At 70.0% G+C, this 15,564-nt stretch carries 11 protein-coding genes and 2 pseudogenes; 11 read left to right on the forward strand and 2 right to left on the reverse strand.

The annotated features are described in order from the left end of the window. Positions 1–183: 183 nt before the first annotated feature. The gene (locus tag IW248_RS07405; protein WP_196926279.1) at positions 184–1,356 is read left to right on the forward strand and encodes a lactonase family protein; all 1,173 of its coding nucleotides are present in this window, start codon (positions 184–186) and stop codon (positions 1,354–1,356) included. Between the two features lie 68 nt (positions 1,357–1,424). On the opposite strand, the gene IW248_RS07410 is transcribed toward IW248_RS07405, so the two are convergent. Together IW248_RS07410 and IW248_RS07415 are read right to left on the reverse strand one after the other, a co-directional pair. Further along, complete coding sequence (locus IW248_RS07410; protein ID WP_231396219.1) at positions 1,425–2,291, reverse strand: oxidoreductase; 867 nt, start codon at positions 2,289–2,291, stop codon at positions 1,425–1,427. Positions 2,292–2,501: 210 nt separating this feature from the next. After that, positions 2,502–2,804, reverse strand: coding sequence for a helix-turn-helix domain-containing protein (locus IW248_RS07415; RefSeq protein ID WP_124820462.1), 303 nt, complete (start codon positions 2,802–2,804; stop codon positions 2,502–2,504). A gap of 65 nt (positions 2,805–2,869) precedes the next feature. On the opposite strand from IW248_RS07415, the gene map reads away from it, so the two are divergent. From map to fdh, 10 genes and pseudogenes are all read left to right on the forward strand, one after another. Continuing rightward, positions 2,870–3,643 (forward strand): type I methionyl aminopeptidase, encoded by a 774-nt coding sequence (gene map / locus IW248_RS07420; protein WP_196926280.1) that lies wholly within the window; start codon positions 2,870–2,872, stop codon positions 3,641–3,643. Between the two features lie 184 nt (positions 3,644–3,827). Next, positions 3,828–4,520: pseudogene (locus IW248_RS07425) on the forward strand (CDP-alcohol phosphatidyltransferase family protein); the annotation flags it as partial. Between the two features lie 266 nt (positions 4,521–4,786). Then, positions 4,787–6,439, forward strand: coding sequence for a sulfatase-like hydrolase/transferase (locus IW248_RS07430; RefSeq protein ID WP_231396220.1), 1,653 nt, complete (start codon positions 4,787–4,789; stop codon positions 6,437–6,439). A gap of 36 nt (positions 6,440–6,475) precedes the next feature. Continuing rightward, positions 6,476–7,276 carry an FkbM family methyltransferase gene (locus IW248_RS07435; RefSeq protein WP_196926283.1) on the forward strand — a complete coding sequence of 267 codons (801 nt, stop codon included), beginning with the start codon at positions 6,476–6,478 and terminating at the stop codon, positions 7,274–7,276. Between the two features lie 84 nt (positions 7,277–7,360). Beyond that, a complete protein-coding gene (locus IW248_RS07440) occupies positions 7,361–7,780 on the forward strand; it encodes an ASCH domain-containing protein (protein ID WP_196926284.1) in 420 nt (139 codons plus the stop codon). Between the two features lie 70 nt (positions 7,781–7,850). Next, positions 7,851–8,615, forward strand: a complete 765-nt coding sequence (locus IW248_RS07445; protein WP_196926285.1) for an ABC transporter ATP-binding protein — start codon at positions 7,851–7,853, stop codon at positions 8,613–8,615. Beyond that, complete coding sequence (locus tag IW248_RS07450) at positions 8,612–10,519, forward strand: hypothetical protein (RefSeq protein ID WP_196926286.1); 1,908 nt, start codon at positions 8,612–8,614, stop codon at positions 10,517–10,519. The genes IW248_RS07445 and IW248_RS07450 overlap by 4 nt, the downstream gene beginning before the upstream one ends. A gap of 67 nt (positions 10,520–10,586) precedes the next feature. After that, positions 10,587–11,177 carry a hypothetical protein gene (locus IW248_RS07455; protein ID WP_196926287.1) on the forward strand — a complete coding sequence of 197 codons (591 nt, stop codon included), beginning with the start codon at positions 10,587–10,589 and terminating at the stop codon, positions 11,175–11,177. A gap of 184 nt (positions 11,178–11,361) precedes the next feature. Next, positions 11,362–12,159 carry a PrsW family intramembrane metalloprotease gene (locus IW248_RS07460; RefSeq protein ID WP_196926288.1) on the forward strand — a complete coding sequence of 266 codons (798 nt, stop codon included), beginning with the start codon at positions 11,362–11,364 and terminating at the stop codon, positions 12,157–12,159. Between the two features lie 145 nt (positions 12,160–12,304). Further along, positions 12,305–15,553 (forward strand): annotated as a pseudogene (gene fdh, locus IW248_RS07470) (formate dehydrogenase); the annotation flags it as partial. Between the last annotated feature and the right edge of the window lie 11 nt (positions 15,554–15,564).

Raw genomic sequence — 15,564 nt, forward strand, 5'->3', positions numbered from 1 at the left:
GCCCTGACGTGCCGGAAGTCCGCTTCGCCATATGCCACATCGGTGTGTACGTCTGGTCGTTTCCTGGAACGGCACGAAATTACCGCTTTAGGGTAAGTGCGACCAACACGCCTAGCTGTTCCGATAGCTTTCGAAGCAGAGGAAAACTCGTATTCCTCCCTTCGGGTGCTTAAGGAGTCAGTAATGAAGCGCAGTGTCGCGTTCGCGGCAGCCCTCCTGGCAGGTCTGACCAGCATCGGATCGATCCCCGGGACCGCCTACGCCGATGGCGGTGGCCCTGGGTACCACGACGATCGCAAGGGGGGTGAAAACCACCACGGCGACGAGGGCGCGGTCTTCGTCCAGACCAACAAGGCCGAGGGCAACACCATCAAGGTGTACGACCGCGACGAGGACGGCCGTCTCAGCAAGGCGGGTGAGTACGAGACCGGCGGGCTGGGCGGATTCACCATCGGCGCGCCGCTCGACGCGCTGGCCTCGCAGGGCTCCCTGGTCTATCACAAGGGGCTGCTGTTCGCCGTGAACGCCGGCAGCAACACCGTCACCGTCTTCGGCGTCGAGGGCACCAAGCTGCACAAGCTCCAGGTCATCTGGTCCGGCGGTCTGTTGCCGGTGAGCGTCGCGGCCCGCGGTGACCTCGTCTACGTCCTCAACGCCGGTGGCGAGGGCTCGGTGCAGGGCTTCGAGCTGCACAAGGGGCGCCTGTCGCGGATCGAGGACGCCAACCGGTCGCTCGGGCTGCACAACGGCAACCCGCCCGCGTTCGGGACCGCCCCGGCCCAGGTCAAGATCGACCCGGACAGCGAGTTCGTCCTGGTGTCGACAAAGATGGCCAACGTCATGTTCAGCTACGAGATCGGTCGCGACGGCGAACTGTCGCGCAACCCCGTGATCAGCGACGCGGGGAACACCCCGTTCGGCTTCACCTTCGACAGCGAGGACTCGCTTCTCGTCACCGAGTCGGGCGCGAACGCGGTCAGCCGGTTCGAGCTGGAGGACGACGGCGCGCTCGACCAGGTCGGGCCGTCGGTGCCCAACGGGCAGCAGGCGCCGTGCTGGATCCAGCGCGTCGGCGACTACTTCTTCGTCGCCAACGCCGGCAGCTCCACCATCAGCTCGTACCGGGTCGACGACGACGGCAAGCTCCACCTCGTCAAGGAGGTCGCCGCCGACACCGGTGGCGGGTCGATCGACATGACCACCAGCGACGGCTTCCTGTACGTGCAGAACGCCACCGCCGGCAACGTGCAGGGCTACGAGGTGGGCGAGGACGGGTCCCTGAAGCTCGTCACCACCGTGGAGGGCCTGCCGAAGTTCACCGACGGCATCGGCATGGAGGGCATCGCCGCCTCCTGAGCGCACCACCCGCTGGTCCCGGTCGCTCGTCGACCGGGACCAGTTCTCGGTGCATCCTGCCGGGGCCGCTAGTCGAGGCTGGCCAACTCGTCCGGCGACAGGACCAGCGCCCCGGCGGCCAGGTTCTCGACCAGGTGATCGGGGTTGCCGGTACCGGGGATGGCCAGCAGATGCGGGCCACGGCTGAGGGTCCATGCGATCCGCACCTGAGCCGGCGTGGCGCCGTGCGTGCGCGCGATGGCCTCCACTGCCGTGTTGGCGGCCACGCCGCCTGCCTCACGTCCGCCGCCGGCGATCGCGAAGAACGGCACGAAGGCGACGTCCTGTTCACCGCAGGTACGCACGAACTGGTCCTGCGTGCGTCGGGTGTCGACACCGTACGTGTTCTGCACACAGACCACTGGGGCGATCGCCTGCGCCTGCGCGAGGTGGTGCGGACGAATGTTGGACAGGCCGAGATGCCGGATGAGTCCGGCGTCACGTAGCTCGGCCAGCGCGCCGAAGTGCTCCGCCACCGAGTCCAGTCCGTCCTGGCGCAGGTTCACGACGTCCAGGTGGTCGCGGCCGAGTTGGCGCAGGTTCTCCTCGACCTGTCCACGCAGCTGATCGGGCCGGGCCAGCGGCAGCCACACTCCCGAGGGGTCGCGGCCCGGTCCGACCTTCGTGGTGATGACCAGGTCGTCGGCGTACGGCGACAGTGCCGTGTTGATCAACTCGTTGGCCGACCGGAGCGGCGAGAAGTAGAACGCCGCAGTGTCGATGTGGTTCACACCGAGGTCGACCGCTTGGCGTAGCACTCCGATGGCCCGCGCGCGGTCGCTCGCCGCGCCGCCGTTACCCGTCAGGCGCATGGCGCCGAATCCGATCCGATTGACGCTCAGGTCGCCGAGCGTCCAGGTGCCTGCGGATTCCGCACTGATCATGTTGGTGGGCATTGGGCGAACGTAGCCACCGCCGCTGACCTGCGCAGTCGGGCGTCTGCCCGATACCGATCGGGAGGAATCGCTGTTAGATTTTCTATCGTGGGAAGCGCTTCGTCGGCAGCGGAAGCGCTCGCTGCAGGGCAGTGGCAGCCCGCAGCTCACTCGGGTCTTGACCGCACCGGGCCCACCCGCGGCGGCGTCAACCGGCTCGACCCCGGTGCGCTAGGAGGCCAACCGTTCGCGCGCGGTGCGCGTCGGTCGGGGGATCTCGGCGCTGCCGGCCGACGTGTTGATCTCTGACCACACGGCGTCGAGGGAGAGGCCGAGGACGTCGGCGATCGCCGCGATGGTCGGGAAGGCGGGGGTGGCAATCCGGCCGGACTCGATCTTGCGAAGGGTCTCCGGCGAGACGCCCGCGTCCAGCGCGGTGAGGAGCATCGAACGCTCTCCACGGGCTCGACGCAGGAGGGCGCCGAGGCGCTGGCCGCGTTCGAGCTCTGCGGGGGTGAGCGGCAACCTGACCATGCTCCGATTCTAGTACCGGGATAATATGGCCGGGATACTTATTGGTGGTCCGAGGAAGGCGCTGCATGATCGAGATCCTGAGCCCCACCGACGTGCTGCGAGCGAAGGGCACCGGCGCGCTGGTCGCCGGCATCCTGCAGACGCTGAAGAGCCGCTGCGTGGTCGGCACCAACCTCCTGGACATCGACCAGTGGGCACAAGCCATGATCACCGAGGCCGGGGCGCAGTCCTGCTACGTCGACTATGAGCCGTCCTTCGGACGCGGGCCGTTCGGCCACTACATCTGCACGTCGGTGAATGACGCGGTGCTGCACGGGTTGCCGTACGACTACCCACTCGCCGACGGCGACCTGCTCTCGCTCGACCTCGCCGTCTCCCTTGGTGGAGTTGTCGCGGACTCGGCCATCAGCTTCATCGTGGGAGACGTGCGGCCCCCGGAGAGCCTCGCGCTGATCGACGCGACCGAGCGCGCGTTGCGGGCGGGGATCGCCGTCGCCGGTCCCGGCGTTCGCATCGGTGACATCTCCCACGCGATCGGCTCGGTCCTCAACGGGGCGGGATATTCGGTCAACACCGAGTTCGGCGGCCACGGCGTCGGGTCGACCATGCACCAGGACCCGCACGTCTCCAACACCGGGCGTCCCGGCCGCGGATACCGGCTGCGCCCGGGGCTGCTGCTGGCGCTGGAGCCGTGGGTCATGGCGGACACCGCCGCGCTCGTCACCGACGCCGACGGCTGGACACTCCGCAGCGCGACGGGCTGCCGGACGGCGCACAGCGAGCACACCATCGCCATCACCGACGACGGCGCGGACGTGCTCACCCTGCCGACGTCCTGACCCGCACCGGCCCGATCGACCGCAGTGGCCAGTCGGCGACGAGCTGCCCACGGTGGACGATTAACCGGCCAGCGAGCGGGCACGTCCCTCTGCGGCGCCCTGCCAGGTCGCGTTCAGAATGAACCGATCGGTCATATTTTCCGTGATGACGGTCAGGGTCACCCACCAGAGTCGCGGAGGCACGATGTCAACGGTTCGAACTGGTCCGGTCATCGGACTGCTCGCGCAGATCATCCTGCTGGCGGTGCTCGCGGAGACAGTCGGTCTGGGCGCGGCGGGCTGGGTGGCGGGGCTGGCGTACGGGGTGGCCCTGTGCGCCCTGCTCGGCCGGGGGATGTCAGGCGCCGGCGCGGGTGCGCTGAGCCCGGCCGACCGGGTGACCCTGAGCCGGGCGATCCTCGTCGGCGGCGTGACCGCCCTGGCCGCCGACTCGTTCGGCCGGTCGGCGCCGATCACCCTGATGGTCGTGCTCACCAGCGTGGCGTTGGCCCTCGACGCCGTGGACGGGTACACGGCCCGCCGCACCGGGACCACCAGCGAACTCGGCGCGCGCTTCGACATGGAGATCGACTCCTTCCTGGTCCTGGTGCTCTGCCTACACGTGGCCCCCTCGGTCGGTGGCTGGGTGCTCGCGATCGGCGCGATGCGGTACGTCTTCGTCGCCGCGAGCTGGGTGCTGGGGTGGATGCGCGGATCCCTGCCGCCGCGCTACTGGCGCAAGGTCGTCGCCGCCATCCAGGGCGTGGTGCTCACGGTGGCGATGGGCGACGCGCTGCCCGGGCCACTGACGACCGTCGTGCTGCTGGCGTCACTGGCGCTGCTGGTCGAGTCGTTCGGACGGGACGTCGCGTGGCTCTGGACGACCCGTCACCTCCGCCACACAGTCGTCCACGGCGCTCCGGGCGCGCTGGTGCACGCGAGCAGCCCGGTGAGCCACAGCGCCCCGAGCACCGCGGCAGCGCTGGGCTCGGGCCGGACGGATGGGCTGCCCTGGGCGGACCGCCAGACGGTCGCCGTCGCCCGACGCGGGATCGCCCGCGTCTGAGCCGCCCGGATCCCGCCCCCAACGAAGATCATGGAAGGATGCCCGGGTTGTCGCTCTTGACGCGCGTACGTCAGCTGCCGAGCCAGGGACGGAGACCGATGAGAGGCGAAGTCTCGGACGTCACCGCCACCGACGGCGGCGAAGCCGAGGGCCGACCGAAGCGCTCCGTCGCGGCCCGACTGACGACAGTCCTGGCCGCGCTGCTCGTCCTGCTCGCCCTCACCGTGCCGTACGACTTCGGTCGGCTCAGCCCGGCGGCGTTCGTGCGGATCCCCCTGGAGGCGCTGCTGGTCGTGGCCCTCCTGCTCGCCCTGCCGTCGCGTGGCAGCCGACTGGTCGCGACGCTCGCCGGCGTGGCGCTCGGCCTGCTCGGCCTGCTGAAGCTGCTCGACCTGGGGTTCTCCGCCTCGCTGAGCCGGGCGTTCGACCCGGTACTCGACTGGGCGCTCGTCGACGAGGGGTTCGCCTTCCTCAGCGAGTCGTACGGTCGACCCGCCGCCATTGGCGCCGCGATCACCCTGGTGGTGGTGGTCGTGGGCCTGCCCACCCTGGTCACGCTGTCGATGCGGCGACTGCGGCGGTTGGTGGTCCGGCACCGCATCGGGACCACCCGGATCGTGGCCGCGCTCGTCGTCGTCTGGGTGGCCTGCGCCGCGTTCAACGTGCGGGTGGTCGAGGGCGTACCTGTCGCCGACACCTCCGCGACCACCCTGGCCAACGGGCACGGCTTCCAGGTGCGCCTGCGTCTCGACGACCGCGAGACGTTCGGCGCCCTGATCGAGGCGGACAGGTTCGGCGACACCCCCGGCGACCAGCTCCTGACCGCGCTGCGCGGCAAGAACGTGGTCGTCGCCTTCGTGGAGAGCTACGGCCGGGACGCCGTCCAGGACCCGGAGTTCGCGCCGCAGGTCGGCGCGGTCCTCGACCGTGGCACCAGCGAACTGAGCGCGGCGGGTTTCGCCGCGCAGAGCGGCTTCCTCACCTCGCCGACCTTCGGCGGCGGCAGTTGGCTCGCCCACGACACGCTGCTCTCCGGCCTCTGGATCGACAACGACCAACGGCACCGCACCCTGCTGGCCAGTGACCGGATGACCCTCAACGGCGCCTTCCGACGGGCGAACTGGCAGACCGTGGGCGTGATGCCCGCCGTCACCAAGGCGTGGCCGGAGGGTTCCTTCTTCGGCTACGATCGGTTCTACAACGCCAAGACGCTCGCGTACCGTGGCCCGAAGTTCAGCTTCGGCACCCCGCCCGACCAGTACACCCTGGCCAGCTGGCAGCGCCTGGAGCAGGCGAAGCGCGACGGCAACGTGATGACCGAGCTGGCGCTGGTGTCGAGTCACGCGCCCTGGACGCCCGTCCCGCCGCTGCTCGACTGGGCCGACGTCGGCGACGGCGCGGTCTACCGCGCGGCCGGCAGGTCCGACGACAAGCGCCGCAACACCACACAGATCCGGGCGGACTATCGGAAGTCCATCGAGTACACCCTCGGCGCGCTCACCTCCTACGTGCGGACCTACGGAGACGACGACCTCGTGTTCATCTTCCTCGGTGACCACCAACCCGCCGCGGTCGTCACCGGCGAGAACGCCAGCCGCGACGTCCCGATCTCGATCATCACCCGGGACCGGGCCGTCTTGGACCGGATCTCCGGGTGGGGCTGGCAGGACGGGCTGAAGCCCGGACCGGAGGCACCGGTCTGGCGGATGGACGCCTTCCGGGACCGGTTCCTGACCGCCTTCGGACCGTAAGCCCGGCCACCTCTCTCACGGACTGGACCCAGACAGATGACGGCTACCACCGAGACCAGGATCGCCGCGCTCCGGACCGACCCGGCCCTGTCCCTGCTGCACCGGTCGCTTGACGTCTACTACGGCGATCCCGAGCGGGACGCGAGGATGGACGCCTTCTACTCCCGCTTCGTCAGCAGCGGAGACCTCGTCCTCGACATCGGTTCCCACGTGGGCGACCACATCGCGAGCTTCCGGCGCCTCGGCGCCCGGGTCGTCGCCGTGGAACCGCAGCCGCTGTGTCTGCGCGCCCTGCGGGCGATCTACGCCGACGACGACCAGGTGACAGTTGTCGACGCCGCCTGTGGCGCGCTCCCCGGGCGCACCAAGTTGCACGTCAACTCCGCCAACCCCACCGTGTCGACCGCCTCACCGGACTTCGTGCGGGCGGCGCAGGGCGCGGGCGGATGGGAGGGCGAGGTGTGGGATGCCGACATCGAGGTCCCGGTGGTCACCGTCGACGCGCTGATCGAGACGTACGGCGTGCCGACCTTCGCCAAGATCGACGTGGAGGGTTTCGAGGACGAGGTGCTGGCCGGCCTGAGCCGCCCACTGCCCGCGCTGTCGTTCGAGTTCACCACCATCGCGCGTGCGGTCGCGTACCGATGCCTCGATCGCCTGACCGCGCTCGGCTTCGACGGCTTCGACGTCGCGTTGGGTGACGACAAGTCGATGACCTTCCAACGCTGGATGCCCGCGGTCGACCTGGCGACGCACCTGCACGAACTGCCGCACGCCGCGAACGCCGGCGACGTGTACTGCGTGACCCGCGACCGGGAGGCCAGCACCGCGCCGTAGCCGTACCCGGCGCTGGATCTGCGGTCGCCGCGGGCATGTCGACGACGGTTCCCTACGGCGCACCTGATCGCGTACCCTCCGCGGATGAACCTCGACGATCTTCCGCTCGCCGAGTTCGCGTTTCCCGGACCGTTACGGGACAAGCTGGTGGGCGCGATCCTGTCCGGGGCGAAGACCTCGACGACCGGCCTGCTGGTCGGCTACGAGTGCGCGAACGAGCCGCTGCCCGAGGTGGGCGAACTGTCCGCCGTGGTGGACTCCGCGGGCCGGCGGGTCGCAGCCATCGAGCTGACCGACGTACGGGTGATCCGGCTCGCCGAGGTCGACCTGGCACACGCCCTGGCCGAGGGGGAGGGCGACGAGTCGGTGGCGCAGTGGCGTGCGGGCCACGAGATGTTCTGGCACAGCGCGGAGGTACGCGCCGAGCTGGGCGACCCCGACTTCACAGTGGACGACGACACACTGGTGGTGACCGAGCGCTTCCGGCTGGTGTCCGTCGCCTAACCGGCTGCGTCCACTCTGGACACTCGAGCAGCGGGCCGCGCCGCCGTGCAAGGTCACCTATGCTCGGCGCGTGATCCCCCCGGCACTCGAGATTCGTGGCCTGGTCAAGACCTTCGCGGCGCATCGCGCGGTGGACGGCATCGATCTGACCGTCCACCCCGGCACCTTCCACGGCATCGTCGGGCCCAACGGCGCCGGCAAGTCCACCACCATCGGGATGGCCGTCGGCCTGGTCACTCCGGACTCCGGGCAGATCCGGATCCTCGGCCACGACGCGCTACGCGAGCGCGGCCTGACCCGCACGCTGACCGGCGTCCTGCCCGACGGCCTCGACTTCCCGGAACGCCTCACCGGCGCCGAGCTGCTGCGCTACAGCGCCGGCCTGCGCGGGCTGCCCCGGGCCGCGGCCACCGACCGTGCCGCCGAACTGATCGACGTGCTCGGCCTGGCCAAGGGCGCCGGCACACCACTGGCCGACTGCTCCACCGGCACCCGCAAGAAGCTGGGCCTCGCCCAGGCGCTGCTGCACGCGCCCCGGCTGCTCGTGCTCGACGAACCGTTCGAGGCGGTCGACCCGGTCTCCGCAGCCACCATCCGGCGGGTGCTGCGCCGGTTCGTGGCCGGCGGCGGCACCTGTGTGCTGTCCACCCACTCGATGCTGCTCGTCGAGCAGATGTGCGACGAGGTCACCGTGATCCATCAGGGCCGCGTGGTCGCCGCCGGGCCGGTCGCCGAGGTCGCCGACGGCAGCAGCCTGGAGGACCGGTTCGTCGAGTTGGTCGGCGCCGAAGCCTCCGGTAGTGCCGGTCTGGACTGGCTGACCGGGTCACGATGAGCGCCGAACCCATCGTTCCCGGCCGGCTGGCCGGCACCCTCGGCACGATCGCGGTGCTGGCCCGGATGCGCGCGACAATGCTGCGTCGCTCGCTGCGCGAGCACCCCGGACCCACGGTGGCCGGCCTCGTCGGCCTGGTCGCCGCCGCCTGGTTGATCCGGTACGCGCTCCGCGGCGACCAGCACACTCTCGGCCTGCTCGCCGGGGCGTGGGTGCTCGGCTGGATCGTGCTGCCGCTGCTGCTCGGCGGCGGCCGCGGTCGGGTCCGTCCGGCCCACCTGCGGTTGGAGTCGATCGGTGGGTTCCCGGCCGCGATCGGTCTGCTCACCGCGTCGGCGATCGGTATCGGTCCGGCCGTCTCACTGGTGGCACTCGCCGCGCTGCCGGTGCACGCCGCCCGGTACGGCACAGTCGCGGTCCTCGCCACCGCCGGCGGCGCGGTGCTGCTCTGGCTGCTCGGGCTGATCGGCTCGGCCATCGCGCTGGAGGTCGTCGGCCACGCCGGCGGCCCGGCCGGGGCGCTGCTCACCGGCATCTTCACCGGTACGGCGATGGGTGTCGCCGGGTCGCTCTGGGCGGTCTTCCCGTGGGTGTCGGTCCTGCTCGTCGCGGCGCCGGAGGAGGTGGTCCGGGCCATGGCGTACGTGCCGAGCGGCTGGCCGGTCACCGCTGTGACCGGGCCAACCGGGCAAGGGGCGCGCAGGATGGCGGCCCTGGTCGGCATCGTGGCGCTCTGCGCCGCCGCGTACATCATGCTTGTCCGAAGGGTGATCACCACGGGCGTGCCGTTCCGGCCGCGCGGAACCACCGCGCTCCCGCTCGTCCGGCGCGCTGGCGACGAGCCGGCCGCGCGGCGCGGGACCACGGCGGCGTCACCGGCCGGAGACGGGCGTGCCCAGCGCGGCTGGCGGGCGTGGGTGCCGGCCGCGACGCGGGCGGTCGCGGGCCGTGAGTTGCGGGCCTGGATGCGGCATCCCCTGCGGTTGCAGTATCTGGCGTTCGCGGTGGTGTACGGCGCGCTGCTCGCCGGGTTACCGCTGCTGTCCGACGTGCACCTGCTGCTGCCGTGGGCCGGACCGCTCGCCGTGCTCGGCGCGGCGGCGATGTCTGCCGGGCTGGTCGGACTGGACGGCACCGCGTTGTGGCTGCCGCTCACCACGCCGCGCGGCGAACGGGCCGAGGTCCGGGGACGGGCCCTGGCCTGGCTGGTGCTGGTCGCCCCGATCGGGGTGCTGCTCGCCGTCGCCGGTGTGTTCCTCGCGCCCGACGTCGACCCGCTGGCCGCGCTCTCCACCCTGCCGGCTCTGCTCGGCGCGGGCGCGTCGGTGCCGGTGTGGGTGTCGCTGCTGCGGGTGCGGCCGGTAGCCGACCCACGGCACCCCACCTCGGCCGACAACCCCACCGACGTCGTCAGCGTGCTGGTCGCCACCGGGTCGGGGCTGGTGGCCGCCGCGCCGGTGCTCGCCCTGGTGATCTGGGGCCCGTCGGAGGTGGCGCCGCTGCTGCCACTGGTCGGGCTGCTCAGCGGCGCCGCGGCCTGGCGGGGCGGCATCTGGTTGGCCGACGAACGCCTCACCCGACGCGGGACCGACGTGCTCGCCGCGGCCGGCCAGCGGAGTCCGCCCCCGGAGACGGTGCTTCCGCTGACCTGGGACGCCGGGTGGTACCGGGAGAACAAGCCGACCGCCTGGGCGCTCGGATTGCTCACGGTGGGGTGGATCCCGATGATCCCCCAAGGGGTGATGCCGTTGGCGTTCGGAATCGACAGCGGCTGGATCGTGGCCGGTCACCTGAGCGGGAGCGCGCACACGGCGGTGGGGTTGGCCATGGTCGGGCTGGGCGTCGCGATGCTGCTCGCCGGCCTGGTGCTGTGGGATCGCCGACCGCAACCAGGCGGCTCCTGATCCACAGCTCTACAGCGGTGTACGACGCACGACGAGGAGCTGCCGCGGTAGTCGCTATCTTGTAGCCATGAGAATGGATGCCGCTTCGCCGTACGAGGTTCGGCGGAGCCGGCTCCGCACCGGACTGACGTTGGCGCTGTACAGCCTGTTGCCGATGACAGCCATCGTGATCGGCTTGCAGGACCTGTCCGTCCGCTTTCTGTTCTTCATCATCGGAGTGTTGTTCGAGGTCATCTTCCTCGCCACGGCACGCCATCGCGTGAGCAGCGCGTTGCGGCGGGAACTGCTGTTCGCCATTGACGAGCAGGGCGTCTACCTGGGCCCGGACGACTTTGGCCGGCCGGCTATGCGCGAGAAGTGGTCCAACATCGACGCGATAGTTCACTTCCACGGTCGGGTGTGGACGACGAGTAACATGCCAGCCACAAATCGTAACGTGGGTATCGTCCAGGGTGGCAGGATCGTCGCCTCCCGGGGGATGGGCGGCTGGCGGTTGAACGTCATGCGAGCCTCTGCGGCTGCCGCCCGGCTCGGCGGGGGAACGCCGGTGCTCAAGGCGCCGTTCTACGGCCAAATATCGCGCGAGTGGTTCCACACCATCCCGTTGCCGCCAAATTGGCTCGAGGAACATGCCACACCTCGCGGGGCAAGACACTGATCAGACGCGATGCCACGTGCCGGTCGGCGGCGCGGGGGCACCGCTAACTCGACTGCTTGGGATCGTAGCCATCACTCGCGCGTATCGCCGCCCCTGAACAGCGGACTTCGCCGCCGCTGGACAGGCGTCAGGATCTCAGCGCCGTGTCTGGTGTTCGTAACAGGGATCCGACAGACTGCGCGGTATGGGTGATCGTTGGCGCCGGTGGGCGTGGGTCGGGGTGCTCGTCGTCGGGCTGATCCTTTATCTGGCGGTGCTGCGGACCCTGGTCAGCACCAAGAATCCGAACTTCGTACCGGCGTTGATCCTGCTCGGGGCGACGTTGGTGCCGCTGACGTTCCTGACGTTCGCGCAGGCCCGGACCGGGCGGTGGCAGGTGCCGGCGTCGGTGTTGGTGACGTCCGCGTTCTTCGGCGGTGTGATCGGCACGGTGGTCGCCGGCACCCTGGAGTACGACACCCTGCGCGGGCTCGGCACCCTGCCGATGGTGTTCGTGGCACTGATCGAGGAGTCGGCGAAGCTGATCGTCCCGGTGGTGCTGCTGTTCACGGTGGTGGCCCAGCGTCGTCGCCGGGTGCCCTCCGACGGGCTGATCATCGGCATCGCCGCCGGCATGGGGTTCGCCGCGCTGGAGACGATGGGCTACGCGTTCAGCGCGCTGCTGAGTTCGCAGGGCAACATCGGCGCGGTGGAGCAGACGCTCTTCATCCGGGGTCTGACGGCGCCCGCCGGTCACACCGCCTGGACCGGGCTGACCGCCGGCGCGCTCTGGGCGTTGCTGGCGAGCCCGAGCGTCGCTCGGCTCTTCGGCTTCATCGGCACGTTCGTGGGTGTCGTCGTTCTGCACACCCTCTGGGACACGTTCTCCGGTTCGCTGGTCTTCGTCGTGTTGGCGATCATCAGCATCGGCTGGTTGTTCTGGGAGCTGCACCGCTACCGGACCTTCAGCGACCAGCACATCGGCCAGCCGCAACCGCACTGACAGTCGCCGTGCTCCATGCCTCTCCCGGCCCGCACCAAGGGGCTGGGGGAGGTATGACTGTTTCTGATCCCGCTGCGACCGGGCCGGCACCTCATCTAACGTCAGAGTGTTCATATTTGGCGGGGTTGGTCGGGAAGGTGCGGCGATGGGGGTGCGCAGCTGGTTCGAGGGTTGGCCGGTCTACCGCCAGCTCACCGGCACGGACCCGTTGGGCCGGGGTGCGGCGGCGAAGTCCGACGGGTCCCGCGCGCTCACCGCTCGCACCGACACGGCTGATTCGGTGGCCCGGTCCGTGTGCCCGTACTGCGCGGTGGGTTGTGGTCAGCGGGTGTTCGTGAAGGACGGGCAGGTCAGTCAGATCGAGGGTGATCCGGACAGCCCGATCTCGCGGGGTCGGCTCTGCCCGAAGGGCTCGGCGAGCAAGAGCCTGGTGACCAGCCCGTTGCGGCAGACCACGGTCCGTTACCGCCGGCCGTACTCGACGCAGTGGGAGGACCTCGACCTCGACACGGCGATGAACATGATCGCCGATCGGGTCCTGGCCGCCCGGGACGAGACCTGGGAGGACGTCGACGCCGAGGGTCGACCGCTTAACCGGACGCTGGGTATCTCCAGCCTCGGTGGGGCGACGCTGGACAACGAGGAGAACTACCTCATCAAGAAGTTGTTCACCGCGATGGGGGCGCTCCAGATCGAGAACCAGGCCCGTATTTGACACTCCTCCACCGTCCCCGGTCTGGGGACCAGCTTCGGTCGTGGCGGCGCCACCCAGTACCAGCAGGACCTGTCGAACTCCGACGTCATCGTCATCCAGGGTTCGAACATGGCCGAGGCGCACCCGGTGGGTTTCCAGTGGGTGATGGAGGCCAAGCGCAAAGGCGCGAAGGTCTTCCACGTCGACCCGCGTTTCACCCGCACCAGCGCGCTGGCTGACTCGTACCTGCCGATTCGGGCGGGCACCGACATCGCTCTGCTCGGCGGGGTGGTGCGCTACATCCTCGACAACGAGCTGGACTTCCGGGAGTACGTCGTCGCCTACACCAACGCCGCGACCATCGTGACCGAGGAGTACGCCGACACCGAGGACATGCACGGCCTCTTCTCCGGCTTCAACGACGACAACGCCACCTACGACCAGGCCAGTTGGCGGTACGAGGGCCACTCGCAGAACCAGACGACCCGCGACAGCGAGACGCAGCGGGAGACGGCGGCCGGGCTGGAGAACGAGTCGCACGGCGCGCCGGTCGGCGGCGAGACCGAACGGGACGAGACGTTGCAGCACCCGCGCTGCGTCTACCAGATCCTCAAACGGCACTTCTCCCGCTACACCCCGGAGATGGTGGAACGGGTCTGCGGCATCCCGCAGGAGAAGTTCTTCGAGCTGGCCCGGGCGTGGACGGAGAACTCCGGCCGGGACCGGACCGGCATGCTCGTCTACTCGGTGGGTTGGACGCAGCACAGCGTCGGCGTGCAGTACATCCGCACCGGCGCGATCATCCAGCTCCTGCTGGGCAACGTGGGCCGCCCGGGTGGTGGGGTGATGGCCCTGCGCGGGCACGCCAGCATCCAGGGGTCCACCGACATCCCGACGCTGTTCAACCTGCTTCCGGGCTACCTGCCGATGCCCCACCACGCCAATCACCCGACCCTGGACGAGTGGGTGGACAGCATCGCCCACCCCGGGCAGAAGGGCTTCTGGGGCAACGCCCGCACCTACGGCGTCAACCTACTCAAGGCGTACTGGGGCGAGGCGGCCACCGCCGACAACGACTACTGCTACGGGTACATGCCGCGGATGACCGGCGACCACGGCACCTACCAGCAGGTGCTCGACATGATCGACGGCAAGATCAAGGGCTACTTCCTGCTCGGGCAGAACCCGGCGGTCGGCTCGGCGCACGGCCGGGCGCAGCGGCTCGGCATGGCCAACCTCGACTGGCTCGTGGTCCGCGACCTGTTCGAAATCGAGAGCGCCACGTTCTGGAAGAACGCGCCGGAGATCGAGACCGGCGAGATCGCGCCCGAGCGGTGCCGCACCGAGGTGTTCTTCCTGCCCGCCGCCTCGCACGTGGAGAAGGAGGGCACCTTCACCCAGACGCAGCGGCTGTTGCAGTGGCGGGAGAAGGCCGTCGAGCCACCAGGCGACGCCCGCTCCGAACTCTGGTTCTTCTACCACCTCGGTCGCATCATCCGGGAACGGCTGGCGACGTCGACGAAGCCGCGCGACCGTGCGCTGCTCGACCTCGCCTGGGACTACCCCACGCACGGCCCGAACGCCGAGCCGAGCGCCGAGGCGGTGCTGCGCGAGATCAACGGGTACGACGTGGCGACCGGCCGGCCGCTGGCGTCGTTCACCGAGATGAAGGACGACGGCTCCACCGTCGGCGGTTGCTGGATCTACACCGGGGTGTACGCCGACGGCGTCAACCAGGCGGCCCGCCGCAAACCCGGCTCGGAGCAGTCCCTGGTGGCGCCCGAGTGGGGTTGGGCGTGGCCGGCGAACCGGCGCATCCTCTACAACCGTGCCTCCGCCGACCCGGACGGCAACCCGTGGAGTGAGCGCAAACGCTACGTCTGGTGGGACGCGGACAAGAGCGAGTGGACCGGCTACGACGTGCCGGACTTCGAGAAGACCAAACCGCCGTCCTACCGACCGGAGCGCGACGCCTCGGGTGTGGCGGGCATCGCCGGCGACGACCCGTTCATCCTCCAGGGCGACGGCAAGGGCTGGCTGTACGCGCCCACCGGCGTGCTCGACGGGCCGATGCCCACCCACTACGAGCCGGTCGAGTCGCCGGTGCGCAACCCGCTCTACCGGCAGCAGGCCAACCCGACCCGCAAGGTCTACACGCACCCGATCAACACGCTCAACCCGAGCCCACCGCAGGAGCACAGCCAGGTGTTCCCGTACGTGTTCACGGTCAGCCGGCTCACCGAGCACCACACCGCCGGCGGGATGAGCCGGACGGTGTCACCGCTGGCCGAGCTGCAGCCCGAGATGTTCGTCGAGGTGTCACCGGAGTTGGCGGCGCTGCGAGGGTTGAGTCACCTGGGCTGGGCCCACCTGGTCACCAGCCGGGCGGCAGTCGAGGCGAAGGTGCTGGTGACCGACCGCGTGACGCCGCTGCGGGTGGATGGCCGGATCATCCACCAGGTCTGGCTGCCGTACCACTTCGGCTACGAGGGCCTGGTGACCGGCGATTCGGCCAACGACCTGTTCGGCATCACCCTCGACCCCAACGTCCTGATTCAGGAGAGCAAGGTCGGCACGTGCGACGTCCGGCCCGGACGACGCCCCAGAGGACAGGACCTGGTGGACCTCGTCGTCGACTACCGGCGGCGGTCGGGGAACCTCGTCCACCGCTACCCGCCGATGGTCACGACCGACGTCGCCGACAGCAGCAG

This window comes from Micromonospora ureilytica, assembly GCF_015751765.1.
Lineage (GTDB): Bacteria > Actinomycetota > Actinomycetes > Mycobacteriales > Micromonosporaceae > Micromonospora > Micromonospora ureilytica.